Source organism: Rhodovulum sp. DZ06, assembly GCF_050586345.1.
Taxonomy (GTDB): domain Bacteria; phylum Pseudomonadota; class Alphaproteobacteria; order Rhodobacterales; family Rhodobacteraceae; genus JBOCEF01.
The window spans coordinates 14,338-38,434 of sequence record NZ_JBOCEF010000024.1 but is presented as its reverse complement, the minus strand read 5'-3'; the positions used below and the strand labels follow the sequence as shown (position 1 = coordinate 38,434).

Sequence of the window (24,097 nt, the reverse complement as noted above, 5' to 3'; positions counted from 1 at the left end):
CCCTCAGCGCGTTTCTCCGACACGGGAAAACTCCGAGATTTCGAGGATGCAGCCGGCCGGGTCCGACATGCTCGGGTGGCGACGACATTCAATATGCCAAGTTGCGCGGGCTTCGGTCAATTCGCTTTCCGCCGCTGCGCCCTTTGGAAACAAAAGCGTGGCATTCGGGCCGGCCAACGGGGCAGCGAATGCCAGCAGTTTGTCGAGCGAGGCGAGCGCCCGGGCCGAAATGACGTCCTGGGGCGGCAGTTCCGCCGCTTCGATCCGCTTCCGCTCGATGCGGATCTTCAGCCCCATCTCCTGCGCGGCGGTCTGCAGGAACACCGTCTTGCGGGTATCGCTCTCGACCAGGGTCAGCGCCATGTCCGGGGCCTCATCCGCCGCGAACGCACCGATCACGAGGCCCGGAAACCCGCCGCCAGCGCCCAGATCGGCCCATTCCCCGCAGATCTCGGGCTTCAGACGCCAGATCTGGGCCGAATCGAGGATATGGCGGGTCCAGATCTCCGGGATCGTGGATCTGGCGATCAGGTTGATCTTCGGCGTCCACTTGGCGGTGAGGGCGGCGAGGATCTCCAGCCGCTCGCGTGTTTCACGTGAAACATCGAGCCGTGCGAGCGCGTCGGTCACGAGGCGGCCCTTTCCCGTTTGCGCAGATGCGCCGCCAGCAGGGTCAGCGCAGCCGGGGTCATGCCCTCGATCCGCCCGGCCGCGGCCAGGGTGTCCGGGCGCACGCGGCGAAGCTTGTCATGGAGCTCCCGCGACAGGCCCGGGATCTCGGACGCGTCCACCAGGTCGCCGATCGGGAGCGCCTCGTCGCGGCGCATAGCGTCGACATCGGCCTTCTGGCGCGCGACATAGTCCGCATACATGGCGTCGATCTCGATCTGCCGCGCGATTTCCGGCGTGATTCCAGCGGCTTCGGGATAGAGCGGCAGCAGCCCGGCGATATCGACATCCGGGAACGCCAGCATCTCCAGCCCCGTGCGGCGCACACCGTCCAGATTCACGGACAGCCCCGCAGACCGCGCCTGCGTCGGCGTCACGGTGTGAGCGGTCAGGACGCCCTGCCCCGCCGCCAGCGCCTCTTTGCGGGCCTCCCAGGCCGCTTTCCGGCCCTCCCCGATGCAGCCGATCGCAAGGCCCAGGTCGGTCAGCCGCTGGTCGGCATTGTCCGCGCGCAGCGCCAGCCGGAACTCGGCGCGGGAGGTGAACATCCGGTACGGTTCGGTCACGCCGCGCAGCACCAGGTCGTCGATCATCACCCCGATATAGGCGTCGGCGCGCCCGAGGATGACGTCTTCGCCGCCCGTGGCCCGTCGCGCGGCGTTCAGACCCGCCATCAGCCCCTGCGCCGCGGCCTCCTCGTACCCCGTGGTGCCGTTGATCTGGCCGGCAAGGAACAGGCCCGGAACCGCGCGCAGCTCCAGCGTCCGCCGCAGCTCTCGCGGGTCCACGTAGTCGTACTCGATGGCGTAGCCGGGCTGCAGGATCTCCGCCGCCTCAAGGCCAGGGATCGAGCGGACATAGGCCTCCTGCACCTCGACGGGAAGCGAGGTCGAAATCCCGTTCGGATACACCTGGTCCGAGGTAAGTCCCTCTGGCTCAAGGAAAATCTGGTGCGAGTCCTTGTCCGCGAACCGCACGATCTTGTCCTCGATCGACGGGCAATAGCGCGGGCCGACGCCCTCGATCCGGCCCGCATACATGGCGGATCGGTGGAGGTTCTCGCGGATGATCTCGTGCGTGCGCTCGGTGGTCCGGGTGATGTGACACGGGACCTGGCGCGCCTCCGTGGCGCGGGTCGCGGTCGAGAAGAACACCGGATCCTCGTCCCCCGGCTGCGTCGCCAGGGCGCTGAAATCGATGCTCCGCTTGTGGAGCCGCGGCGGCGTGCCGGTTTTCAGCCGTCCCAGCGCCAGCGCGAAGCTGTCGAGCCGCTCGGCCAGGCGGTCCGAGGGCCGGTCGCCCATGCGGCCGCCGCGCAGGGTCTGGTCCCCGATATGGATGACGCCCCGCAGGAAGGTGCCCGTGGTCAGGATCACCGAGGGCGCGCGCAGCGTCACGCCGTCATGCGTGACCACCCCTCGCACTTCCCCGGCCTCGACCACCAGGTCCGTGACCTCGGCCTGGATAACCTCGAGGCCCTCGGTGCCGGCGATCTCCGCCTGCATCGCGATCTTGTACAGCGCGCGGTCGGTCTGGGCCCGCGGACCCTGCACCGCGGGGCCTTTTCGGCGGTTCAGAAGGCGGAACTGGATGCCCGCCCGGTCCGCCATCCGGCCCATCACGCCGTCCAGGGCGTCGATTTCACGGACAATATGGCCCTTCCCGAGCCCTCCGACCGCCGGATTGCACGACATTTCGCCGATCTTGGCCGCTTCCTGGGTGATCAACGCGGTGCGCACGCCCATTCGGGCGGCCGCGCAGGCCGCTTCGGCGCCGGCATGGCCGCCGCCGATTACGATCACGTCGAACTGGGTCTCCGTCCGGTGTTTCACGTGAAACACTCCCCTCATTTCCCGAGGCAGAAGGTAGAGAAGATATCGTCCAGAACCCGCTCCGCATCAACCCGGCCGATCAACGCTTCCAATCGGTGAGTCGCCGCCCGCAGGTCCTCTGCAGCGATATCCAACGCATCCTCCCCCCGAGACAAGGCCCCAACCGCCTTTTCCAGGTGAGTGTGGGCCGCGCGAACCGCCTCGACATGGCGCGCGCGGGTCAGGGCCGAGGCGCCGGCGACGCGGGTCTGGAGCTCCGCCCCGATCCGGTCGAGCAGCGCGGACACCCCCTGCCCCGTCCGGGCCGAGAGCGCATCGGGGCCGGTCGCGCCGGTCTCATCCGCCCGGCTCCGGAGGATCACGTCTCCGTCCCGCAGCAAGCCCCGATCCGCATCGCCCCAGGGGTCGAGCAGGACCCGGATATCCGCCGCTTCCGCCCGCTTGCGGGCGCGATCCACGCCGATCGCTTCCACCGGGTCGGCGGTGTCGCGCAAGCCGGCGGTGTCGAGAACGGTGACAGCGAGGCCGTCGATATCCATCGCCACCTCGATCACGTCGCGGGTGGTGCCCGCGATCTCCGAGGTGATCGCCGCTTCGCGCCCCGCAAGAGCGTTCAGAAGCGTCGATTTTCCCGCGTTCGGCGGCCCGATCAGCGCCACTTCGAACCCGTCGCGCACCCGTTCCGCCGCCCGCGCGCCCTTCAAGGCCGTTTCGAGCGAGCCGATGACGCCGGATACCAGCCCCTGCACCTCGGGTCCCACGTCCTCGGGGACCTCCTCGTCCGCGAAATCGATCACCGCCTCGACCAGCGCCCGGGCGCGGATCAGGTCGCGGCGCCAGGTCTCGACATCCCGGGTCAACCCGCCGCCCATCTGCGCCAGGGCCTGGCGGCGCTGCGCGTCGGTCTCGGAGGCGACGAGGTCCGCAAGCCCCTCGACCTCCGACAGGTCCATCCGTCCCGCTTCCATCGCGCGGCGGGTGAACTCGCCCGGTTCGGCCAGGCGCAGACCCTGCGCCGAGAGCGCCGACTGGATCGCCGACACCACGGCGCGGCCGCCATGGCACTGGATCTCGGCCGAGGCTTCGCCGGTGAAGCTCGCGCCATCCTCGAACCGGATCACCAGCGCCTCGTCCAGCACGGCGCCGTCGGCATCCCGCAACCGGCGCAGGCCCGTCTTCCGCGGCGCCGGGAGCGTGCCGCACAGGGCCGCCAGCGCCGCGTCGGCGCCCGGGCCCGAAATGCGGATCACCGCGACGGCGGAGACGCCCGGCGCGGTGGCGGGGGCGTAGATCGTGTCGGTCATCGCGTCCTCCTCGAACGCTGGTCCCTGGAACGCAAAAGGCCCGGGCGCATGGCCCGGGCCCCTGCCCTGCATGGCCCGTGCGGCCTCAGGTGTTCATCGAATCGAAGAAATCGCCGTTGGTCTTGGTCTGCTTCAGCTTGCCGATCAGGAAGTCGATCGCATCCGCCGGTCCCATCGGGTTGAGGATGCGGCGCAGCACGAAGATCTTCGCCAGCTCGTTCTTCTCGACCAGCAGGTCCTCTTTCCGGGTGCCGGATTTGAGGATGTCGATGGCCGGGAACACGCGCTTGTCGGCGACCTTGCGGTCCAGCACGATCTCGGAGTTGCCGGTGCCCTTGAACTCCTCGAAGATCACCTCGTCCATGCGCGAGCCGGTGTCGATCAGCGCGGTGGCGATGATCGACAGGGACCCGCCCTCCTCGATGTTGCGCGCGGCGCCGAAGAACCGCTTGGGCCGCTGCAGCGCGTTGGCGTCGACGCCGCCGGTCAGCACCTTGCCCGACGAGGGGACCACGGTGTTGTAGGCGCGCCCGAGGCGGGTGATCGAGTCGAGCAGGATCACCACGTCGCGGCCGTGTTCGACCAGGCGCTTGGCCTTCTCGATCACCATCTCGGACACCGCCACGTGGCGGGTCGCCGGTTCGTCGAAGGTCGAGGCCACGACCTCGCCCTTCACCGAGCGCTGCATGTCCGTGACCTCCTCCGGGCGCTCATCGATCAGCAGAACGATGAGGTAGCACTCGGGGTGGTTCTCCTCGATGGAGCGCGCAATGTTCTGAAGAAGCACGGTTTTACCCGTGCGGGGCGGCGCCACGATCAGGGCGCGCTGGCCCTTGCCGATGGGGGCCACCAGGTCGATCACGCGGGCCGACTTGTCCTTGATGGTGGGATCCTCGATCTCCATCTTCAGGCGCTGGTCGGGATAGAGCGGCGTGAGGTTGTCGAAGTGGACCTTGTGCCGGGCCGCCTCGGGGTCATCGAAGTTCAGCACCGCCAGCTTCACCAGGGCGAAGTAGCGCTCGCCCTCTTTCGGCGCGCGGATCACGCCTTCGACGGTGTCGCCTGTGCGCAGCGAGTGTTTGCGGATCTGCTGGGGGGAGACGTAGATGTCGTCCGGCCCCGGCAGGTAGTTGGATTCGGGCGAGCGCAGGAAGCCGAAGCCGTCCTGGAGCACTTCGAGCACGCCGCCGCCCGAGATTTCGACGTCGCGATCCGCCAGTTCCTTGAGAACGGCGAACATCATGTCCTGCCGGCGCAGCGCGGTGGCGCCCTCGATCTCAAGCTCTTCGGCGAAGGTGAGCAGCTCCGACGGCGATTTCGCCTTCAGCTCGGAGAGCTTCAGTTCCTGGTTGTCCATGCGGAATGCATAACCCGTCTGGGCCTGAACAGGGCGAGAGCGCGTGATCAGGCGGAGGTGGGGGGAATTGGAAACCGCACGAAGACAGAAGCGCCCGAACGGGCCGCGCGGTGGCAAGGACCATGCGGCGCCGGGGCGGGTTTGTCAAATAATTGTCGCTCAGAAGGGTTTCAGAACCGCCAGCGGCACGATCACCAGCATCAGCAGCGTCGGCATCTCGTTCCACATCCGGTACGAACGACCAGAACGCGTGTTGGCATCCGCCGCGAAGTCCTTGGTGAACTTCGCCAGCTTGTGGTGGAACCAGGTCATCGCCGAAATCAGCACCAGCTTGATCTGCAGCCAGTGATTGTCGACCAGGTAGTCCCAGCCCAGCGACCACAGCATCAGAAGCCCGAACACCCAGGTCACGATGGACGACGGATTAGTTATATATTTCAATAACTTATGTTCCATGACCTTGAAGGTCTCGGACATCTCCGACCCCGGCGTCGCGCGCTCGGCATGGTACACGAACAGGCGGGGCAGATAGAACAGCCCCGCCATCCACGTGATCACGGCCATGATATGGATGGCCTTCAGGACATCGTGCCAGTCGCGCAGAAAGTCCTGCATCAGGCTCACCCCCGGATCGTGTTCAGCAGAAGCTCGACATTCTTCGGATCGGCGTCCGGGGTGATCCCGTGGCCGAGGTTGAAGATGAAGGGCCCGCCCGAGAAGCCGTCGACGATCTTCCGGGTTTCGTTCACCAGGAAGTCGCCGCCGATCACCATGGCGAGCGGGTCGAGGTTGCCCTGCACGCAGAGCTTCGGTTGCAGCCGCTCCGCCGCCCAGGCGGGGTTCACGGAGCTGTCGAGCGCCACGGCGGACACGCCGGTGGCCTCCGCGAAGGCCTCGTAGCCGGTCCCTGCCCCGCGCGGGAAGCCGATGATCGGCAGATGCGGCCAGCGGGCGCGCAGCGCCTCGACGATCTGGCGGTTCGGCGCGATGCAGTAACGTTCATAGTCCGACCAGTTTAGCGAACCGGCCCAGCTGTCGAAGATCTTCACCACCTCGGCGCCCGCTTCGACCTGTTTCTCGAGGTAGGCGATGGTCGCCTCGGTCACGCGCTCGATCAGGCGGCCGAACGCGTCGGGCCGCTCGGCGATCATGCGCCGCGCGGGCTCCTGGCTCGGGGTGCCGCGCCCGGCGACCATGTAGGTCGCCACGGTCCAGGGCGCCCCGGCGAAGCCGATCAGCGTCGTTTCCTTCGGCAGCGCCTCGGAGAGGCCCTTCACCGTCTCATAGACGGGGCTGAGCGTGTCGTGGATGCCCTCGACCGGCGCCAGCCCGTCGACCCCGGCCTCGTCCGTGATGGTGGACAGGCGCGGGCCCTCGCCCTGGACGAATTTCAGATCGCAGCCGAGCGCCTGGGGCACCAGCAGGATGTCCGCGAACAGGATCGCCGCGTCGAAGCCGAAGCGGCGGATCGGCTGCAGCGTGACCTCGATGGCGAGTTCGGGGTTGTAGCAGAGGTCGAGGAAGCTCCCCGCCTGTTCCCGGGTCGCCCGGTACTCCGGCAGGTAGCGGCCGGCTTGCCGCATAAGCCAGACGGGGGGCGTGGGCAGGGTCTCTCCGGCGAGCGCGCGGAGCAGGAGCTTCGTGTCAGTCATGTCGTTTCCAGCGAGGGGAGATCGGATTTCCGATTGGTTGTGGAGGTTGTAGGTATCCCGGGTCAACGGGGATTACCGTCGCTTCACCCGTCATCCACGCAGTTATCCACAGAAGGAATCGGCGGCCGGAGAAGCGTTTACGTCAAATCCGAGATCTGAAAAGGCAAGATCAGAAATTTTTCTGTTAAAAATCAGTATCTTGCGAATTTTCGCTAAAATGGAGTCTGCGCCGCATTTCCTGAACGAAGCGTTACGGTGAAGGAAGCGTGGATTTGTCCACATATCCCGCGGGCGGCCCTCGGATTCCGTGCACATGTGGAGGACTCGCGGCGCCGATGCTGCGTTTGGGCCACATAACCGCCGAACCGGGCGTTCGGCGCCCAACATCCCCGTTATCCACATGCGCCGGAGCCGTTAGAGTCCCGCCAAAACCATAACGACTATCCCGGGGACCCGCCTTGAACCGCCACGTGCTGCATCTCCTGTCGGACTCGACCGGAGAGACCGCGACCGCCGCCGCGAACGCGGTGCTCAGCCAGTTCGAAAATCCCGACATCACCCTGCGCATGCATGTCTTCGTGCGCAGCGCCGCCGATATCGACGCCGCCGTGAAGGCCATCCGCAAGGAGCCGGGGCCCGTCGTCTACACCCTGCTCGACAGCAAGCTGTCGGACCGGCTGGTGACCGGGGTCGACGACCTCGGGGTCGAGACGATCCCGCTCCTGAACCCGCTGTTCAAGGCGGTGCGCGACCGGCTCGGCGCCCCGCGGCGAAACCGGCCGGGCAAACAGTACCAGATCGACGCGAAATATTTCGGCCGCGTGGCCGCCATCGACTACGCCATGGCGCTCGATGACGGGGCCACCGCGGACCGGCTGAGAAAGGCCGACGTGATCCTGCTCGGCGTCTCGCGCACCTCGAAGACGCCCACCTGCCTCTACCTCGCCGTGCGCGGGGTGAAGGCGGCCAACGTGCCGCTGGTGCCGGGCGCGCCCCTGCCCCCGGGCCTCGACGATGCGCTGGCCGCCGGGGTGCCGGCGGTGGGCCTGACCGCCTCGCCCACGCGCCTCGCGCAGATCCGCACCCAGCGGCTCGAGGTCATCGGCTCCGAGAAGGGCATCGACTACGCCGAGCTTCCGCGCGTGCGCGAGGAGGTGTCCGAGGCGCTGATGACCTTCGAGCGGCTCGGCATCCCCACCATCGACGTCACCCGCCGCAGCATCGAGGAGACCGCCGCCTCGATCATGGCGCTGATGCGCGACGACCTTGACGCGACCGAGCGCGGTGAAAACCCGGAGGGCGCGGCATGAGCATGGGCGACGCGACCGGCGCAGACCCGATCATCCTGGCCAGCGCCTCGAAGGCGCGCGCGGACATGCTGCGCGCCGCGGGCGTCGCCGTCGAAACCCTGCCCGCCCGGGTGGACGAGGACGCGGTGAAGGCCGCGCTGAAGGCCGAGGACGCCGCCCCGCGCGACATCGCCGACGCGCTGGCCGAGCTCAAGGCGCTCAAGATCTCCGCCAAGGCGCCCGGGGCGCTGGTGCTGGGCGCCGACCAGGTGCTGGTCTGCGGCGGCGAGATGTTCGACAAGCCGCGCGACCGGGACGAGGCCGCCGAGCACCTGCGCCGGTTGCAGAACCGCCCGCACGAGCTTCTCTCCGCCGCCGTGATCGCCGAGAACGGCCGCCCGGTCTGGCGTCACGTGGGCCGCGCGCAGCTGGTCATGCGCTCCTTCACGGAGACATTCATCGCGGAGTATCTTGACCGCGCGGGGCCGGACGTGCTGCACAGCGTAGGCGGCTACCATCTCGAAGGCCTCGGCGCGCAGCTGTTCGCACGGGTCCAGGGAGACTACTTCACGGTCCTGGGCCTGCCGCTTCTGGAAGTTCTTGGATACCTGCGCGCAAGGGGGCGCCTGACGGAATGAGCGAGCACAAACGCAAGCCCCTCGCCGGCGTCATCGGCTGGCCCATCGCCCACAGCCGTTCGCCGCAGCTGCACCGGTTCTGGCTGAACCGCAACGGGATCGACGGCGATTACGTCGCCATGGGGGTGGAGCCGCGCGACCTCGAACAGGCGATCCGCGCGCTGCCGCTGCTCGGGTTCCGCGGCGTGAACGTCACCCTGCCCCACAAGGAGGCGGTGCTGAAGCTGGCGACCAAGGTGTCGGACCGCGCCTCGCTGATCGGCGCCGCCAACACCATCACCTTCCGCGAGGACGGGTCGATCTACGCCGACAACACCGACGGCTACGGGTTCCTCGAGAATATCCGCCAGAACGCGCCCGGCTGGCGCGGGGCGGATGGTCCGGCGCTGGTGATCGGCGCCGGGGGCGCGGCGCGCTCGATCATCTCGGCGCTGCTGTCCGACGGCTGCCCCGAGATTCGCCTCGCCAACCGCACCCGCTCGCGGGCCGAGTTCCTGGCCCAGCAATACGGCGCCAAGGTGAAGGTGGTGGACTTCCTGCATCTCGACGACGTGCTGGACGGCGTGGCGACGGTGGTGAACACCTCGTCGCTGGGGATGACCGGGCAGCCGGCGCTGAACCTGTCCCTGAAGCGCGCGCCGAAGACCTGCCTCGTGACCGACATCGTGTACTCCCCGCTGAAAACCCCGCTGCTGGAAGAGGCCGAGAGCCGCCGCCTGCGCTGGGTCGACGGGCTGGGGATGCTGCTCCACCAGGGCCGCCCGGGCTTCGAGGCCTGGTTCGGCAAGCCCGCCGAGGTCGACGAGGAGCTGCGCCGCGCGGTCCTGGAGGGCTGAGCGGATGTTCAAACTGGCGCTGACCGGCTCCATCGGCATGGGCAAATCCACCACCGCCGCGATGTTCGCGGAAGAAGGCGTGCCGGTCTGGGACGCGGACGCCGCCGTCGCGCGCCTCTATGGCCCCGGCGGCGCCGCGGTCCCCGCGGTGGCCGAGATCGCGCCGAACGCGGTGCGCCCCGTGGACGGAACGCTCGCCGTCGACCGCGCCGCCCTGCGCGCCGCCGTCACCGAGGACCCGTCTCTGGTCAAGCTGCTGGAGAAGGTCGTCCACCCGCTGGTGGGCGAGGACCGGGCCGATTTCCTCGCGCAGGCCGAGGCCAATGGCGCGCCCATCGCGCTTTGCGACATCCCGATCCTGTACGAGACCGGCGGCGACAAGGCGTTCGACGGCGTCGCCGTGGTCTCCGCCCCTGCCGATGTGCAGCGCGAACGGGTGCTGGCCCGCCCCGGCATGACCGCCGAGACGCTGGACATGATCCTCTCGCGCCAGACCCCGGACGCCGAGAAGCGGGGGCGCGCGGATTGGGTCATCGACACCGGCCAGGGCCTGGAGGCGGCGCGCGATCAGGTCCGCGCCGTGCTGGACGAGATCCGCGAAAGGACCGCCTGATGCGTGAAATCGTGATGGATACGGAGACCACCGGCTTCGACCCGTTCGGCGCCCATCCCGACCGGATCGTCGAGATCGGCGGGGTCGAGCTGTGGAACCACCTGCCCACCGGCAAGACCTATCACCAGTACATCAACCCCGAGCGCGACATGCCCGCCGAGGCCTTCGGCGTGCACGGGCTGTCCGAGGAGTTCCTCTCGGACAAGCCGGTGTTCCGGGAGATCGCGCAGGATTTCATCGATTTCGTCGGGGACGCCAAGCTGGTGATCCACAACGCGAAATTCGACATGAAGTTCCTGAATGCGGAGTTCGGCTGGCTCAACCTGCCGCCCCTGCCGATGGAGCAGGCGATCGACACGCTGGCCATCGCCAAGAAGAAATTCCCCGGCGCGCAGGCCACGCTGGACGCGCTGTGCCGCCGCTTCGGGATCGACAACTCGGCCCGCACGCTGCACGGCGCGCTGCTGGATTCCGAGATCCTGGCCGAGGTGTATCTCGAGCTGATCGGCGGCAAGCAGCCCGATTTCGTGCTGGATGCCGGGGGCGGCGCCAAGGGGGGCGGGGCGGTCGGCGCCTCGGCCGACTGGACCCCGCCGCCGCGCCCGCGCCCGCGCCGGTCCCTGCTGACCGAGGCGGAGGCCGAGGCCCATGCCGCCTTCGTCGAGAAGCTCGGCGATGCGGCGCTGTGGAAAAAGACCGGCTGAGCGCCCCGCCGCGGGCCCGCCGGGCCGTGTGATCACAAGCGCCGCGCCGCGGGGCGAGTCCCTGCCCCGCCCCGGCGCGCGGGACCCGGGCACGAAAAACGCCCGCCGGATCCCCTCCGGCGGGCGTCTTGTTTCCTGCGATCTGCGGCCGGATCAGTTGGCGACGGGCTGGCCCTGGGCCTGGCCCGCGGCCTGGCGCTTGGCCAGTTCGGCGCGGTAGATCTGCATGAAGTCGATGATGTCCAGCATCAGCGGCGGGAAGCCGCCGTCGCGGGTCACGTCGGCCACCACGCGGCGGGCGAACGGGAACAGCTGGCGCGGGCACTCGGTCAGCAGGATCGGGTGCAGCAGCTCCTGCGGGGCGCCTTCCACCTGGAACACGCCGGCATATTCGAGCTCCACCAGGAACAGCGGGCCGGAGGGCGCCGAGGCGTTGGCGTTGACCTTGAGGATCACCTCGAAGCGGTTCTCGCCGGCCGGCTTGGCGTCGAGGTTCACGCCCACCTTGATCTCCGGCTTCTCGCCCGGGTTGGCCTGCCGCTGGGCCGCGGCGTTCTCGAACGAAAGATCCCGGATGTACTGGGAGATGATGTTGATCTTCGGCGCCACCGGGGCGGCGTTCGCGTCGGCCATGGGTCCTGCTCCATATATGCAATGGGCGAATGCGTCGGCATCGGGCTAGCACGCCCGGCCCGGCCCCGCAATGCGCCCCGCCCGCGGCGGGCGGGCGCGGCGGGCCGGGAAACCGGGGAAAACCGCGGCGCGGGGGCGGGAAACCGCCCGGTCCGCGCCGCCGCGGCTTATTCCGGCGGGCGGGTCCAGCCGCTGGGCTTCGATCCGGGCGGCGGGGGGACCTCTTCCCACTCGGCGTCCTGGATGTCGGCGCCCTGGTCATGGGCGGGGTTGTGCGGCCCCTCGGGCGGGCGCGTGGCGCGGCCCTCGGGGCGCGGGCCGGGCCCGAACCCGCCGCCGAAGCCCTGCATGTGCACGCTTCCCTGCATCTGCACCCGCTTGCCCACGGTCTTCATCAGCCACAGCCGCACGGGCGGCAGCAGCAGCGCGAAGCCGACCGCGTCGGTGAAGAAGCCCGGCGTCAGCAGCAGCACGCCCGACACCAGGATCATCGCGCCATGGGCCAGCGCCTTGCCCGGGTCGCCCTGCCCCGACAGGCTCCGCTGCAGGTCCTGCATCGCCCAGGCGCCCTGCCCGCGCAGCATCGCGGTCCCGATCACCGCCGTCAGGATCACGATCCCGATGGTCGGCCACAGCCCCAGCGCGCCCCCCACCTCGATGAACAGCGCGATCTCGATGATCGGCACGATGACGAGCAGCAGGAACAACGGCATATCGGCAGGACTCCCTATCCTTTTGCGCCCGGCTTTTGCGTACGGGGCGCGGCGACGCGGGGCCTGCGCATGGACGAGGCCCCGTCGCCCTCCTACATAGCGATCCAAAGGCGGCCTCGCCATTCGCGTCCGCCAACCTTATCATCTCGCTCCGGGGGCATCCCATCCTGCCCGAGTCCCCCCGCCCGGAGCGCTGTCGGAGCCCGCGAATGATGATCGAACTTGTTCTTCTCGCCGCCATCGCCATCTTCGTGTTCGCCAAGCTGAAGAACACGCTGGGCACGCGGACCGGCTTCGAAGACCCCACCCGGATCGATCCGGCGGCCGAAAAGGCGCGCGGGCGGCCCGATTTCGTGGTCGTGGATGGCGGCCAGAAACCGAGCGCCGAGCCCGAGCCGGTCGAGGACATCCCCGGCGTCGACGCCGACAGCGCCGCCGCCCTGCGCCGCATGGCGATGGCCGAGCCGGGCTTCTCGCCGCGCGAATTCCTGGGCGGCGCCCGGCAGGCCTATGAGTGGATCCTCATGGCCTATGAGAACGGCGACAAGAAGACCCTGCGCCCGCTCCTCGCCGATGACGTTTACGAGAGCTTCGCCGCCGCCATCGACGCGCGCAAGGCCGAGGGCCTGACCGTCGAGGCCCGCTTCGTCGGCATCAAGGACGCGCGCATCTTCTCGGCCATCTTCACCGAGGAGACCGGCGACGCGGATATCGAGATCCGCTTCACCGGCGAGCTGGTCAGCGTCGTGCGCAACGTGAACCACGAGATCGTCGAGGGCGACCCGACCGAGGTGCGCCGCCAGACCGACCTGTGGACCTTCACCCGCCGCATGGGGTCCTCGGACCCGAACTGGATCCTGACCGCCACCGGCGGCTGAGGCCGCCCCGTGGCCCGGCCAGACCAGAACGGCCGCCGCGCCGCGCTGCGCCTGATCGCCGCTGCGGGGCTGGTGGCCGGATGCGGCCCCGCCGTCGCGGTCGGCCAAGGCGCCCCCATGAAGACGCTTCCCTTCTCCGCGCTGGACGGCTGGCGCGACGATGACCACCAGGCGGGCCTGCGGGCCTTCCTCGCCGGGTGCGGATCCGTCCGCCCCGGCCTTGGCGTGACGGAACGGGACTGGGCGCAGGCCTGCGCCGGCGGCGCGGATGCGGCCGCGACCTCCCGCGCCGCGGCGCGCGCCTTCCTCGAGACCCGCTTCGCCCCCGTGGCGCTGTCGGGCGCGCCGCTCTTCACCGGCTATTACGAGCCGGAGATCGACGCCGCCCTCGCTCCCGACGACCGCTTCCGCTTCCCCCTCCACGCCCTGCCCGGCGGCCCTGCCCCGAGCCGGGCCGAGATCGCCGCCGGCGCGCTGGATGGCGCGGGGCTGGAGATCGCCTGGCTCGACGACGCGGCCGAGCACTATTTCCTCCACATCCAGGGTTCGGGCCGGTTGCGCCTGCCCGGCGGGCGCCGCCTGCGGGTCCGCTATGCCGGGCGCAACGGGCGCGATTACGTCTCGATCGGCAAGATCGCGCGGGACGAGGGGCTGATCCCCCGCAGCCAGCTGACCGCGGAAGGCATGAAGACCTGGATGCGCGCCAATCCCGGGGCCGCGCGCCGCCTGACCGACCGCAACCCGTCCTACATCTTCTTCCAGCTGGCGCCCGAGCTCGAGCACGCGCCCGGCCCGGTCGGCGCGCTCGGCGTGCCGCTGACGCCGCTGCGCTCGGCCGCCGTGGACCCGGCGCATGTGCCCCTCGGCGCGCCCGTCTGGATCGAGACGCAGGCGAGTTTCGGCCCCATTCGCCGCCTCTTCGCCGCCCAGGACGTCGGATCGGCGATCAAGGGCCCCCAGCGCGCCGACCTGTTCTTCGGCGGCGGCGCCGATGCGGGCCGCGTGGCCGGGGAAATGGCGGGGGCCGGGCGGATGGTGCTGCTGCTCCCGCGCACCGCGCTGCGCCGCCTCGGCCTGGAGGGCTGAGCCATGGCGCGGCGCAAGTCCCGCGGCCTGACCGAGGCCGACCGCGAGGTATGGGCGTTGGTGGCGAAGACCGTCACCCGCGCCGCGCCGCGCGCGCCCTCGGCCCCCGGGCGCACCCCGCCGCCCGCCGCGCCCGCGCCGGGGGGCGAGCGCGCGCATCCCGTCTCGGCCCCCGACGTGCGCCCCCAGGCCGCCGCCGCCCGCGCCGTGCGCCCCGAGGGGCGCGCGCGGCCCGGCTGGGCGCTGGACAGCGCGCCGGACATTCTTGACGGGCTCGACCCGGCGCGGGGCCTCGACGGGCGCACCGCGACGCGGGTGAAACGCGGCAAGCGCAGCCCGCAGGCAAGGATCGACCTGCACGGGATGACCGCCGACCGGGCGCATTCGGCGCTCGCCGCCTTCATCCGCCGCAGCCATGGGCAGGGGCTGCGTTTCGTGCTTGTGATCACGGGCAAGGGCGGGCGCAGGCGGGCGCCCGAGGACGCCCACTGGCTGCCCGAGGGACGGGGCGTGCTGCGCCACGCGGCGCCGCGCTGGCTGCGCGAACCGGCGCTGGCGCGCTTCGTGACCGGCGTTTACCCGGCCCATATCACCCATGGCGGAGAGGGGGCGTTCTACGTCCAGCTCTCGAAGAACCGCTGAGGCGCGCAACCGGCGTCCGCCGCTGATTATTCCAACGTTTCCAAAGCGAAACGGCCGCCCGGGGCAGGGCGGCCGTCAGCGGTCGTCAGTGTCCGACATTGGCGAATCAACTGGCGCCTGACATCAGCTTCACGCCTCAACGCAGCCCGAGCACGTCGATCATCTCGTATTCGCCCGGCTTCTGGGACTGGCCCCAGATCGCGGCCTTCACCGCGCCGCGGGCGAAGATCCCGCGGTCGGTGGCGATGTGCTTGAGGGTGATGCGCTCGCCCTCGGCCGCGAAGATCACCTCGTGCTCGCCCACCACGTCGCCGCCGCGCAGCGCCGCGAAGCCGATCCGGCCCTTGTCGCGCGCGCCGGTGATCCCGTCGCGGCCGCTGTCGCGCATCTCCTCGAGGCTCACGCCCCGGCCCTCCGCCGCCGCTTCGCCCAGCATCAGCGCGGTCCCCGAGGGCGCGTCGACCTTGCGGTTGTGGTGCATCTCGACGATCTCCACGTCCCAGTCGGCGTCGAGCGCGGCGGCGACCTTTTTCGTCATCTGGGTCAGCAGGTTGACCCCCAGCGACATGTTCCCGGCGCGCACGATCACCGCGTGGCGGGCGGCGGCGGCGAGGTGGTCGAGGTCCTCCTTCTCGAACCCCGTGGTGCCGATCACGTGGACGCAGCGGGCCTGCGCGGCCAGCGTCGCATGGGCCAGCGTCGCGGCGGGCGAGGTGAAATCGAGGATCGCGCGCGAGCGGGCGGCGGGCTCGAGCATGTCGTCCTCGACCAGCACGCCCGTGGGGGCGCCGCCCAGGATCTCGGCCACGTCCTTGCCGACCCATTCGGAGCCCGGGCGCTCGGTCGCGCCCACGAGCCGGGTGTCGGGATTGTCGATCACGGCCTTCATCAGCATCCGGCCCATGCGGCCGGAGCAGCCGGCGACGGTGACGGGAATGGCGGACATGGCGGATCTCCTCGGCGCTTGGGCGAAATTCGGCGCAGACTAGCCCCGCGCGCGGGGCGGGTCCATGGGCCGCGACAGCCGCCCTGCGGGCCGCCGCGCGATCACGAACGAGTGATGGGGCGAAACCTGAAACTTTTCTGTACGCGCCCCGTTCCTACGGGTGCGCAAGGCCCGAGGGTCCTGCGTGCGAGCCGGGCCGCCCTTCTGTCACACAGGCACACCCCCCAAACCCGGGCGGTCCGGTTCGCCCACGATCTTGCAGTTCCCGGCGACGCAGCCCTCCCGGCCCGTCGTCGGGGCGGGCGTGATCCCGTCGAAGCCCCCGGCCGGTGTGTGGCGGTCGGGACGCTCCGGGACAGGCCCAGGGGCGGCGCCTGGGGGCAGGCGCCGCCCAATCACCCCTCCGATCACCCTCGCACTGCAGTCAGCGTCGGACGCCGATCAACCGGCGCCCGCCATCGACAAACGCCATTCCGCGGCGACCTGGGGATCGGGGTCGGGCAGGGCGGGCGCCTCGGTCCGCAGCGCCGCGGGGCCGATCAGCCGCCCCAGCGCCCAGACCGCCGCGCCGCGCACCAGCGGGTCCGCGTCCGACAGCCTCCGCCGGGCGCTCTCGGCCAGGTCGGCATCCCCGGAATTTCCGATGGCGATCAGCACGTTGCGCAGGAATCGCCCGCGCCCGATCCGCTTGATCGGGCTGCCCGAGAACACCTCTCGGAAGCTCGCATCATCGAGCTCCGCCAGGTCCCGCAGCCGCGGGCGACGCAGCTCCGCCCGGTGCGCATAGGCGATGTCGGACGCCGATTTCGCGAACTTGTTCCACGGGCAGACGGCCAGGCAATCGTCGCAGCCATAGATCCGGTTGCCGATCGGCGCGCGCATCCCGCGGGGGATCGGCCCCTTCAGCTCGATGGTCAGGTACGAGATGCAGCGCCGCGCATCGAGCTGATACGGCGCCGGGAAGGCCGCGGTCGGGCAGGCGTCGAGGCACCGCCGACAGCCGCCGCAATGCGCCGTCCCCGGATCGTCCCGCCGCAGCTCGGCCGTGGTGAAGATGGCGCCGAGGAAGAACCAGTTCCCCAGCTCTCGCGACAGCAGGTTGGTGTGCTTGCCCTGCCAACCGAGCCCCGCCGCCGCGGCCAGCGGCTTTTCCATCACCGGCGCGGTGTCGACGAACACCTTCACCCCGACATCCGCCGCCGCGACCATGGCCCGGGCCACCCGCTTCAGGCGCTTTTTCACCCCGTCATGGTAGTCCTTGCCGCGCGCATAGACCGAGACCGCGCCGCGATCCGGCATCCGCGTCACCGCCAGCGGGTCCTCGTCCGGCCCATACTCATCCGCCAGCATGATGACCGACTTCACCTCGGGCCACAGCACGGCGGGATCGGCGCGCCAGCTCTCGCGGTCCTCCATCCAGCCCATGTCGCCATGGCGCCCGGCGGCGAGGAATTCGCGCAGCCGGGCAGGGGCCCCGGGGATCGCGTCGGGGCCGCAGATTCCGAAGGCGGCGAAACCGGCGGCCTTCGCCTCGGCCTCTGCCACGCTCCGCAGGTCAGAAGTCGAGGTCGTCATAATGGTCCGGCGGGCGCATCCCCGGCAGGCGGTCGGCGAGAAGCGAGCGGAAGCCGGGCCGCGACTTGATGCGCGCGTACCACTCCTTCACCAGCGGGACCGAGCCCCAGTTCACCACGTCGATATAGTCGAGGCAGCTCAGGTGCGCCGCGGCGGTGAAATCGGCGAGCGTCAGGCGATCCCCGGCCAGGCACTCGTTCCGCTCCAGCAGCCACGAGATGTAGTCGAGATGGGTCGCGATGTTGCGCAGCCCCGCCTTCACCCGCGCGCTGTCGGGATAGCCGCCGCCCTTCACCTTCTTCATCACCCGCTCGTCCAGCAGGTTGGCGGTGACCTCGCGGTGCATCTTGTCGTCGAACCAGGCCACGAGGCGCCGGATCTCGGCCCGCTGGCGCGCGATGGCGCGGCGCTCGTCCGAGGTGACGTGCGGCCCGGGCATGGCGGGCATCATGGGCACGTCCGGGCGGGTGTCCTCGAGATACTCGATGATCGCGGCGGAATCGGAGACCACCGTGCCGCCGTCATCGACGAAGACCGGCACCCGCCCCGCGGGGTTCAGGCGCAGGAAGTCGTATTCGCGGGCCCAGGGCGTCTCCTCCACCAGGCCGACCTCGACCTTCTTCTCGGCCAGCACCAGGCGGACCTTGCGGCAGAACGGGGAGAGGGGGATGTGGTGCAGACGGCGCATGCGCGGAACGGCCCTGTCGCGAATAAGTCACGGGAATGGGCCGACGATGCGGCGCCGCGGCGGGCGATGCAACCGGGCGCGGCGGCGCGGGCGGGCAGGGCGGGGCGCGCGCCGCCGACCGATGCAAAGATGCAAGAAAGACCCCCGCATCCGGGGGGATGCGGGGGCGACGGGGACGACCCGGAGCGCCGACGAACAGGCGGGCGGATGGGAGAACCGCGCGGCTGACAGGGGGGCCGGCGCCCGCCCCGTACTCGGTGCGCCTCAGCCCTCGCCGGAGACGAAGAGGTCGTAGGCCCGCATCTGCTCGCGCGTCAGCTTGGAGCGCATCTTCGCGCGGGCGCTCAGGTGGATCGCGCGCAGCTGCGCCTCGAGCGCCGCGGATTCCTCGGTCAGCTTGCGGATCATCCCCGGGGTGGTGCGGCCCGAGCGGAACAGCTCCTCCAGCTCCGCCTCGGCGTCGAGGAATTTCGGCGCGATCATCTTCGCCCACATCACCATGTCGTCGTGGATCTCGTAGACCTGGTCGAGCTGGCCGGGGCTGAGGTTCAGCCGCCCGGACCAGCGGATCACCCGGCCGGGGCTGGGATAGCCATAGGCGCCGGCGACGGAATCATCGCCCCATTCCTCGCCCGCCAGGATCGCCTCGATCTCCTCGCGCGAGCGGGAGACGGCCTCGGTATAGGGGCGCTTCTCCTTCTTCGCGGGTTTCGCGGCGGGCTTGGCGTCATCCATCGCCTCGGCGGCGGCCGGGGCGGCGGAGAGCGCCAGGAGGGGCGCCGCGAGCGCAGCGGCGACGAGGGCGGAAGCGATGCGGTGGGTCATGGTCAGGCGCCTCGGGGCATGTGGAACGCGGGGGGTCGGCGGAGCGCCGACCCGGAACGCGTACCGGCATAGCGCGGCGCGGCGCGGCGCGGACATGGCGCCTTGGTACGAAGTAACGGAATTGATCGATATATCAGGGCCATAAATATTCGGATTTCTTCGCCGGATAACGCAGAAATATCGAGGGTTGAATTCACGAGTTGCAATGTTATTTTTCGACGTCGTTCAAAGGTCGTACTGAATTCGACCTAAGTCGCAGGGGCCGCCGGGGCTGATTCGGCGGGGCAGGGGGGCGAAGATGCGCGTGGAATTCACCCGGGACAGCGTCTGCATGGGCGACGACATCGACGCGCCGCACGCGCGCATCGTGGATCTGCCGCCCGGCTCCACGCTCGCGGAAGCGCTCGGACCCGCGGGGCCGCTGCCGCGCTATCTCGCCAGCGCGTCGGGCGCCTGGATCACCTGGGCGGCGGAGGCGGAGGGGCGGGCGCTGGCCGAAATCGACCATTGCAACGCGGCGGGGCCGCGCCTGGAGCTGCGCCTGCTGGTCCCCGACGGGCCGCTGACGGCGACGCGGGTGCATTTCGTGCATCTGCGCCAGCGCCCGGTGGGCTGAGGGCCGAAATGGAAAAGGCCCCGCCGAAGCGGGGCCTGTCCTGTCTGCGCGGATCCGGGGATCAGGCGGTCGCCTTCGCCGCGCCCTCGGTCAGCGGGTGGGGGATGCGCTTGAGCATCTCCTTCGGGCAGATCTGCAGGAACTTGCCCCGCACGTCGTCCCAGTTGCGCAGGATCTCCTTGGCCTTGGGCGAGCCGGTCTGCGCCGCGTGCTCGCGGATCAGGCCCAGCAGCTGCTCTTCCCAATGGGTCGAGGCGATGGGCTGCATCACCAGCGTCTCGGCATTGGCGCGCGCTTCGAAATCGCCCGCCTCGTCAAGCACATAGGCCATGCCGCCGGTCATGCCCGCGCCGAAGTTGTCGCCAACCGCGCCCAGGATCACCGCCACGCCGCCGGTCATGTATTCGCAGGCGTTGGAGCCCGCGCCTTCCACGACCACCGCCGCGCCCGAGTTGCGCACGCAGAAGCGCTCGCCCGCCCGGCCGTTGGCGAACAGCTTGCCGCCGGTCGCGCCGTAGAGGACCGTGTTGCCGATGATCACGTTGTCCTCGGCCCGCAGCGGCGTGTTCAGCGGCGGACGCACGACGACGGTGCCGCCGGAGAGGCCCTTGCCGACATAGTCGTTGGCGTCGCCGAACACCTCGATCTTCAGGCCCGGGGCCGCGAAGGCGCCCAGCGACTGGCCGGCGGAGCCCGAGAGCTTCACCGTCAGGTGGCCTTCCTGCAGATCGTTGCGCATCCCGAAGCGCTTCACGATATGGCTCGACACCCGCGCGCCGATGGAGCGCAGCGTGTTCTCGACCGTGTAGGACAGCTCCATCTTCTCGGCCTTGTCGAAGAAGGGCTTGGCGTCCTCGACGATCTGGCTGTCGAGGGTCTCGAGCCCTTCCTGCCGCGGGCGGGTGCGGTCGAAGACGACCGAGCGGCCCTCGTCGATCTTCACCAGCAGCGGGTTGAGGTCTAGATCGTCCAGATGCTCGGACCCGCGGGAGACCTGGGAGAGCAGGTCCACGCGGCCGATCACGTCGTCGAGCGACCGGGCGCCGAGGCTGGCCAGGATCTCGCGCACTTCCTGCGCGTAGAAGGTGATCAGGTTCACCACCTTGTCCGCATCGCCGGTGAACTTGGCGCGCAGCTCTTCCTTCTGCGTGCACACGCCCACCGGGCAGGTGTTGGACTGGCACTGGCGCACCATGATGCAGCCCATCGCGATCAGCGCGGCGGTGCCGATGCCGAACTCCTCGGCGCCCATCATCGCCGCCATCACGATGTCGCGGCCCGTCCGCAGGCCGCCGTCGGTCCGCAGCGTGACGCGGTCGCGCAGGTGGTTGAGCGACAGCACCTGGTGGCCCTCGGTCAGCCCCATCTCCCACGGCAGGCCCGCGTACTTGATCGAGGTCTGCGGGGACGCGCCCGTGCCGCCATTGTGGCCCGAGATCAGGATGACGTCGGCCTTCGCCTTCGCCACGCCCGCCGCGATGGTGCCGACGCCGGTCGAGGACACCAGCTTCACGCAGACCTTGGCGCGCGGGTTGATCTGCTTGAGGTCGTAGATCAGCTGCGCGAGGTCTTCGATCGAGTAGATGTCATGGTGCGGCGGCGGCGAGATCAGCGTCACGCCGGGGGTCGAGTGGCGCAGGCGCGCGATCAGCTCGGTCACCTTCATGCCGGGCAGCTGGCCGCCCTCGCCGGGCTTGGCGCCCTGGGCCACCTTGATCTCCAGCTCCTCGCACTGGTTCAGGTATTCCGCGGTGACGCCGAAGCGCCCCGAGGCGACCTGCTTGATCTTGGCCGACGGGTTGTCGCCGTTGGGCTCCGGCTCGAAATGCGCCGGATCCTCGCCGCCCTCGCCGCTGTCCGACTTCGCGCCGATGCGGTTCATGGCGACGTTCAGCGTCTTGTGCGCCTCGGGCGACAGGGCGCCCAGGGACATGCCCGGGGTCACGAACCGCTTGCGGATCGAGGTGATGGATTCGACTTCCTCGAGCGGGATCGCCTTGCCGTCGGTCTTGAAGTCCAGCAGGTCGCGCAGGTGGATCGGCGGCTGCGCCTGCATCCCGGCCGAGTACTGCTTCCACAGGTCATAGTTGCCGGTGTTGCAGGCCGTCTGCATCAGGTGCATCAGGCGCGCGCCCCAGGCATGGGTCTCGCCCGAGCGGCGCAGCTTGTAGAGCCCGCCGATCGGCAGCGTCTCGCCGCCATCGCGGAACGCCTTGGCGTGGATCGCCTCGGCCTTCTGCTGGATGCCGTTGATGCCGATGCCCGAGATGCGCGAGGCCATGCCCGGGAAATACTCGGCGCACATGGCGCGCGACAGGCCCACCGCCTCGAAGTTCAGGCCGCCGCGGTACGAGGAGATCACCGAGATGCCCATCTTGGACATGATCTTCAGCAGGCCCTGGTCGATGGCGCTGCGGAAATTGGCGACCGCCTTCGACAGCGGGCCGTCCAGCAGGCCCTTCTCGATCCGCTCGGCGATGGCTTCCTGCGCGAGATAGGCGTTCACCGTGGTGGCGCCCGACCCGATCAGGACGGCGAAATAGTGGGGGTCGATGCACTCGGCCGCCCGCACGTTGATCGACGTGAAGGTGCGCAGGCCCTGCTTGGTCAGCCAGGAATGCACGGCCGAGGTCGCGAGGATCATCGGCACGGCCACGCGGCGCGCGTCGACATTCTCATCCGTCAGGATCAGGTGGCCGATCCCGGCGCGCACGGCCTCCTCCGCCTCGGTGCGGATGCGGTGCAGCTCATGACGCAGCGCGCCCGGCTCGGCGCCCGCGGGGAAGGTGCAGTCGATCTCGCGCACGCTGTCGCCGAACGCGGTCTTCATCGCCGCGAACTGGCCGTTCGACACGAACGGGCTCTCGAGCGTGAAGATCTCGACCTGGGAGCTGTCCTGGTCGAGCACGTTCTTGAGGTTGCCGAAGCGGGTCTTCAGCGACATCACCCGGTGCTCGCGCAGCGGGTCGATCGGCGGGTTGGTGACCTGGGAGAAGTTCTGGCGGAAGAAGTGGGACAGCGGGCGGTACTGCTCGGACAGCACGGCCGAGGGCGTGTCGTCGCCCATCGAGCCGATGGCCTCCTTGCCGTCCTCGGCCATCGGGGCGATGGTCGCCTCCAGCTCTTCCATCGAGTAGCCGGCCGCGATCTGCCGCAGGCGCAGCGCGTCGCGGTCGAACAGGCGCGGCTCCTCCGCGTCCTGCACCATTTCCTCGAGGTCGGTGACCTTGCCGATCCACTCGCCGAAGGGCTGGGCCGCCGACAGCTCGTCCTTGATCCCCGCGTCGTGCAGGATCCGGCCCGTCTCCATGTCCACGGCCAGCATCTGGCCCGGGCCGAGGGCGCCCTTCTCCTTCACCGACATCTCGTCGGTCGGGACCATGCCCGTCTCGGAGCCCGCGATGACCAGCCCGTCGCCGGTCACCACGTAGCGCATCGGGCGCAGGCCGTTGCGGTCAAGGCCCGCGACCACCCAGCGGCCGTCGGTCATGGCGAGGGCGGCGGGACCGTCCCAGGGCTCCATGACCGAGTTCGAGTAGGCGTACATGTCCTGCCACGCCTGCGGCATGGCGCTGGCCGACTTGGACCAGGCCTCCGGCACCAGCATGGTCTTGGCCATGGGCGCGGAGCGGCCGGCGCGGACCAGCACCTCGAACACCGCGTCGAGCGCGGCCGAATCCGAGGACCCGCCGGGGATGATCGGCTTGATGTCTTCCGCCATCTCCTCGAAATACGTCGAGGCCATGCGGATCTCGTGGGACTTCATCCAGTTGATGTTGCCCTTGATCGTGTTGATCTCGCCGTTATGCGCCAGCATCCGGAAGGGCTGCGCCAGCCACCACTGCGGGAAGGTGTTGGTGGAATAGCGCTGGTGATAGATCGCGAAGGCCGAGATGAAGCGCTCGTCCTGCAGGTCCGGGTAGAAGACCGACACGTCCTCGGCCAGCATCATGCCCTTGTAGATGACCGAGCGGCAGGACAGCGAGCACATGTAGAAGCCCGACGACACCTGCGCGGCGGCGGCGGCCTTCTCGATGCGGCGGCGGATGACGTAGAGCTCGCGCTCGAAGTCCTCTTCCGACAGGCCCTTGGCGTTGGAGATCAGGATCTGCTCGATCTCGGGGCGCGTGGCGTTGGCCTTGTCGCCGAGGCAGGTGATGTCCACCGGCACGTGGCGCCAGCCATAGATGTAGTGGCCCATGCGCAGAACTTCGGATTCCACGATGGTGCGGCAGGCCTCCTGGCCGCCGAAATCGGCGCGCGGCAGGAACACCATGCCGACGGCGATCAGCTCGTCGCCCGGCTCGTGCCCCGTGCGGCGGATCTGGTCGTGGAAGAAGGCGCGCGGGATCTGGACGTGGATGCCCGCGCCGTCGCCCGTCTTGCCGTCGGCGTCGACCGCGCCGCGGTGCCAGATCGCCGAGAGGGCCTGGATGCCCGCTTCGACGACGCCGCGGCGGGGGGTTCCGTCAACGGCCACGACCAGGCCGACGCCGCAGGAGGAATGCTCCTCCTCGGGCAGGTACATGCCGGTGTCGGCCAGGGTTTTCTCCGCGAGCTCGCGGGACTTGACCCATTCAGCGTCAAACTTGGTCATGGCG

The 24,097-nt window shown here is 69.7% G+C and carries 22 protein-coding genes; 9 read left to right on the top strand and 13 right to left on the bottom strand.

Annotated elements, in window-relative coordinates; all coding sequences use genetic code 11:
- Positions 1–3: 3 nt before the first annotated feature.
- The 6 genes from rsmG to hemE form a co-directional block, all read right to left on the bottom strand.
- Complete coding sequence (gene rsmG, locus ACQ5SO_RS12100) at positions 4–630, bottom strand: 16S rRNA (guanine(527)-N(7))-methyltransferase RsmG (protein WP_430941858.1); 627 nt, start codon at positions 628–630, stop codon at positions 4–6.
- A complete protein-coding gene (mnmG, locus tag ACQ5SO_RS12095; protein ID WP_430941857.1) occupies positions 627–2,519 on the bottom strand; it encodes a tRNA uridine-5-carboxymethylaminomethyl(34) synthesis enzyme MnmG in 1,893 nt (630 codons plus the stop codon). Before mnmG ends, rsmG begins: the two co-directional genes overlap by 4 nt.
- The gene (gene mnmE, locus ACQ5SO_RS12090) at positions 2,516–3,805 is read right to left on the bottom strand and encodes a tRNA uridine-5-carboxymethylaminomethyl(34) synthesis GTPase MnmE (RefSeq protein WP_430941856.1); all 1,290 of its coding nucleotides are present in this window, start codon (positions 3,803–3,805) and stop codon (positions 2,516–2,518) included. Before mnmE ends, mnmG begins: the two co-directional genes overlap by 4 nt.
- A gap of 85 nt (positions 3,806–3,890) precedes the next feature.
- Positions 3,891–5,162, bottom strand: a complete 1,272-nt coding sequence (gene rho, locus ACQ5SO_RS12085) for a transcription termination factor Rho (protein WP_430941855.1) — start codon at positions 5,160–5,162, stop codon at positions 3,891–3,893.
- A 159-nt stretch (positions 5,163–5,321) separates the two neighbouring features.
- Positions 5,322–5,726 (bottom strand): protoporphyrinogen oxidase HemJ, encoded by a 405-nt coding sequence (gene hemJ / locus ACQ5SO_RS12080; RefSeq protein WP_430941854.1) that lies wholly within the window; start codon positions 5,724–5,726, stop codon positions 5,322–5,324.
- A gap of 56 nt (positions 5,727–5,782) precedes the next feature.
- Positions 5,783–6,814 carry a uroporphyrinogen decarboxylase gene (gene hemE, locus ACQ5SO_RS12075; protein ID WP_430941853.1) on the bottom strand — a complete coding sequence of 344 codons (1,032 nt, stop codon included), beginning with the start codon at positions 6,812–6,814 and terminating at the stop codon, positions 5,783–5,785.
- A 458-nt stretch (positions 6,815–7,272) separates the two neighbouring features.
- Between hemE and ACQ5SO_RS12070 the strand changes: the two genes are divergently transcribed.
- Genes ACQ5SO_RS12070 through dnaQ form a run of 5 tightly spaced genes read left to right on the top strand, consistent with a single transcriptional unit; the run spans position 7,273 to position 10,894 of the window.
- Entirely contained in the window at positions 7,273–8,124 is an 852-nt protein-coding gene (locus ACQ5SO_RS12070; protein ID WP_430941852.1) for a pyruvate, water dikinase regulatory protein, read from the top strand.
- The gene (locus ACQ5SO_RS12065; protein ID WP_430941851.1) at positions 8,121–8,741 is read left to right on the top strand and encodes a Maf family protein; all 621 of its coding nucleotides are present in this window, start codon (positions 8,121–8,123) and stop codon (positions 8,739–8,741) included. The genes ACQ5SO_RS12070 and ACQ5SO_RS12065 overlap by 4 nt, the downstream gene beginning before the upstream one ends.
- Entirely contained in the window at positions 8,738–9,577 is an 840-nt protein-coding gene (locus tag ACQ5SO_RS12060; RefSeq protein WP_430941850.1) for a shikimate dehydrogenase, read from the top strand. Before ACQ5SO_RS12065 ends, ACQ5SO_RS12060 begins: the two co-directional genes overlap by 4 nt.
- 4 nt (positions 9,578–9,581) lie before the next feature.
- Positions 9,582–10,190 carry a dephospho-CoA kinase gene (gene coaE / locus ACQ5SO_RS12055; protein WP_430941849.1) on the top strand — a complete coding sequence of 203 codons (609 nt, stop codon included), beginning with the start codon at positions 9,582–9,584 and terminating at the stop codon, positions 10,188–10,190.
- Complete coding sequence (dnaQ, locus tag ACQ5SO_RS12050) at positions 10,190–10,894, top strand: DNA polymerase III subunit epsilon (RefSeq protein ID WP_430941848.1); 705 nt, start codon at positions 10,190–10,192, stop codon at positions 10,892–10,894. The genes coaE and dnaQ overlap by 1 nt, the downstream gene beginning before the upstream one ends.
- Before the next feature lie 153 nt (positions 10,895–11,047).
- Here the strand turns inward: dnaQ and secB are convergent, their stop codons facing one another.
- On the bottom strand, positions 11,048–11,527 hold the full coding sequence (gene secB / locus ACQ5SO_RS12045; RefSeq protein ID WP_430941847.1) for a protein-export chaperone SecB: 480 nt from the start codon (positions 11,525–11,527) through the stop codon (positions 11,048–11,050).
- 167 nt (positions 11,528–11,694) lie between these two features.
- Positions 11,695–12,240: an FxsA family protein gene (locus ACQ5SO_RS12040; protein WP_430941846.1), complete on the bottom strand. Its 546-nt coding sequence runs from the start codon at positions 12,238–12,240 to the stop codon at positions 11,695–11,697.
- A 209-nt stretch (positions 12,241–12,449) separates the two neighbouring features.
- On the opposite strand from ACQ5SO_RS12040, the gene ACQ5SO_RS12035 reads away from it, so the two are divergent.
- From ACQ5SO_RS12035 to ACQ5SO_RS12025, 3 genes are read left to right on the top strand one after another with little or no spacing between them, the layout of a single operon-like run.
- Positions 12,450–13,118: a Tim44/TimA family putative adaptor protein gene (locus tag ACQ5SO_RS12035; RefSeq protein WP_430941845.1), complete on the top strand. Its 669-nt coding sequence runs from the start codon at positions 12,450–12,452 to the stop codon at positions 13,116–13,118.
- Between the two features lie 9 nt (positions 13,119–13,127).
- Complete coding sequence (mltA, locus tag ACQ5SO_RS12030) at positions 13,128–14,204, top strand: murein transglycosylase A (protein WP_430941844.1); 1,077 nt, start codon at positions 13,128–13,130, stop codon at positions 14,202–14,204.
- A 3-nt stretch (positions 14,205–14,207) separates the two neighbouring features.
- On the top strand, positions 14,208–14,846 hold the full coding sequence (locus ACQ5SO_RS12025; protein ID WP_430941843.1) for a Smr/MutS family protein: 639 nt from the start codon (positions 14,208–14,210) through the stop codon (positions 14,844–14,846).
- Between the two features lie 136 nt (positions 14,847–14,982).
- Here ACQ5SO_RS12025 and dapB read toward each other — a convergent pair whose 3' ends face one another.
- The 4 genes from dapB to ACQ5SO_RS12005 all read right to left on the bottom strand — a co-directional run bounded on the left by dapB (position 14,983) and on the right by ACQ5SO_RS12005 (position 18,880).
- Positions 14,983–15,792, bottom strand: coding sequence for a 4-hydroxy-tetrahydrodipicolinate reductase (gene dapB / locus ACQ5SO_RS12020; RefSeq protein ID WP_430941842.1), 810 nt, complete (start codon positions 15,790–15,792; stop codon positions 14,983–14,985).
- A 441-nt stretch (positions 15,793–16,233) separates the two neighbouring features.
- Positions 16,234–17,367, bottom strand: coding sequence for a tRNA epoxyqueuosine(34) reductase QueG (gene queG / locus ACQ5SO_RS12015; protein WP_430941841.1), 1,134 nt, complete (start codon positions 17,365–17,367; stop codon positions 16,234–16,236).
- Positions 17,348–18,055, bottom strand: a complete 708-nt coding sequence (locus ACQ5SO_RS12010) for a glutathione S-transferase family protein (RefSeq protein WP_430941840.1) — start codon at positions 18,053–18,055, stop codon at positions 17,348–17,350. Before ACQ5SO_RS12010 ends, queG begins: the two co-directional genes overlap by 20 nt.
- A gap of 264 nt (positions 18,056–18,319) precedes the next feature.
- On the bottom strand, positions 18,320–18,880 hold the full coding sequence (locus tag ACQ5SO_RS12005; RefSeq protein WP_430941839.1) for a hypothetical protein: 561 nt from the start codon (positions 18,878–18,880) through the stop codon (positions 18,320–18,322).
- 304 nt (positions 18,881–19,184) lie between these two features.
- Here ACQ5SO_RS12005 and ACQ5SO_RS12000 point away from each other — a divergent pair, with 304 nt between their 5' ends.
- The gene (locus ACQ5SO_RS12000; protein WP_430941838.1) at positions 19,185–19,496 is read left to right on the top strand and encodes a hypothetical protein; all 312 of its coding nucleotides are present in this window, start codon (positions 19,185–19,187) and stop codon (positions 19,494–19,496) included.
- A gap of 61 nt (positions 19,497–19,557) precedes the next feature.
- Here ACQ5SO_RS12000 and gltB read toward each other — a convergent pair whose 3' ends face one another.
- The gene (gene gltB, locus ACQ5SO_RS11995) at positions 19,558–24,093 is read right to left on the bottom strand and encodes a glutamate synthase large subunit (protein ID WP_430941837.1); all 4,536 of its coding nucleotides are present in this window, start codon (positions 24,091–24,093) and stop codon (positions 19,558–19,560) included.
- Between the last annotated feature and the right edge of the window lie 4 nt (positions 24,094–24,097).

What these genes read in the sequence shown, in the direction of transcription:
- mnmG (WP_430941857.1), bottom strand. Translation starts at nt 2,519, where the DNA reads ATGAGGGGAGTGTTTCACGTGAAACACCGGACGGAGACCCAGTTCGAC.
- mnmE (WP_430941856.1), bottom strand. Translation starts at nt 3,805, where the DNA reads ATGACCGACACGATCTACGCCCCCGCCACCGCGCCGGGCGTCTCCGCC.
- rho (WP_430941855.1), bottom strand. Translation starts at nt 5,162, where the DNA reads ATGGACAACCAGGAACTGAAGCTCTCCGAGCTGAAGGCGAAATCGCCG.
- hemJ (WP_430941854.1), bottom strand. Translation starts at nt 5,726, where the DNA reads ATGGCCGTGATCACGTGGATGGCGGGGCTGTTCTATCTGCCCCGCCTG.
- hemE (WP_430941853.1), bottom strand. Translation starts at nt 6,814, where the DNA reads ATGACTGACACGAAGCTCCTGCTCCGCGCGCTCGCCGGAGAGACCCTG.
- ACQ5SO_RS12065 (WP_430941851.1), top strand. Translation starts at nt 8,121, where the DNA reads ATGAGCATGGGCGACGCGACCGGCGCAGACCCGATCATCCTGGCCAGC.
- ACQ5SO_RS12060 (WP_430941850.1), top strand. Translation starts at nt 8,738, where the DNA reads ATGAGCGAGCACAAACGCAAGCCCCTCGCCGGCGTCATCGGCTGGCCC.
- coaE (WP_430941849.1), top strand. Translation starts at nt 9,582, where the DNA reads ATGTTCAAACTGGCGCTGACCGGCTCCATCGGCATGGGCAAATCCACC.
- dnaQ (WP_430941848.1), top strand. Translation starts at nt 10,190, where the DNA reads ATGCGTGAAATCGTGATGGATACGGAGACCACCGGCTTCGACCCGTTC.
- secB (WP_430941847.1), bottom strand. Translation starts at nt 11,527, where the DNA reads ATGGCCGACGCGAACGCCGCCCCGGTGGCGCCGAAGATCAACATCATC.
- ACQ5SO_RS12040 (WP_430941846.1), bottom strand. Translation starts at nt 12,240, where the DNA reads ATGCCGTTGTTCCTGCTGCTCGTCATCGTGCCGATCATCGAGATCGCG.
- ACQ5SO_RS12035 (WP_430941845.1), top strand. Translation starts at nt 12,450, where the DNA reads ATGATGATCGAACTTGTTCTTCTCGCCGCCATCGCCATCTTCGTGTTC.
- ACQ5SO_RS12025 (WP_430941843.1), top strand. Translation starts at nt 14,208, where the DNA reads ATGGCGCGGCGCAAGTCCCGCGGCCTGACCGAGGCCGACCGCGAGGTA.
- dapB (WP_430941842.1), bottom strand. Translation starts at nt 15,792, where the DNA reads ATGTCCGCCATTCCCGTCACCGTCGCCGGCTGCTCCGGCCGCATGGGC.
- queG (WP_430941841.1), bottom strand. Translation starts at nt 17,367, where the DNA reads ATGACGACCTCGACTTCTGACCTGCGGAGCGTGGCAGAGGCCGAGGCG.
- ACQ5SO_RS12010 (WP_430941840.1), bottom strand. Translation starts at nt 18,055, where the DNA reads ATGCGCCGTCTGCACCACATCCCCCTCTCCCCGTTCTGCCGCAAGGTC.
- ACQ5SO_RS12005 (WP_430941839.1), bottom strand. Translation starts at nt 18,880, where the DNA reads ATGACCCACCGCATCGCTTCCGCCCTCGTCGCCGCTGCGCTCGCGGCG.
- gltB (WP_430941837.1), bottom strand. Translation starts at nt 24,093, where the DNA reads ATGACCAAGTTTGACGCTGAATGGGTCAAGTCCCGCGAGCTCGCGGAG.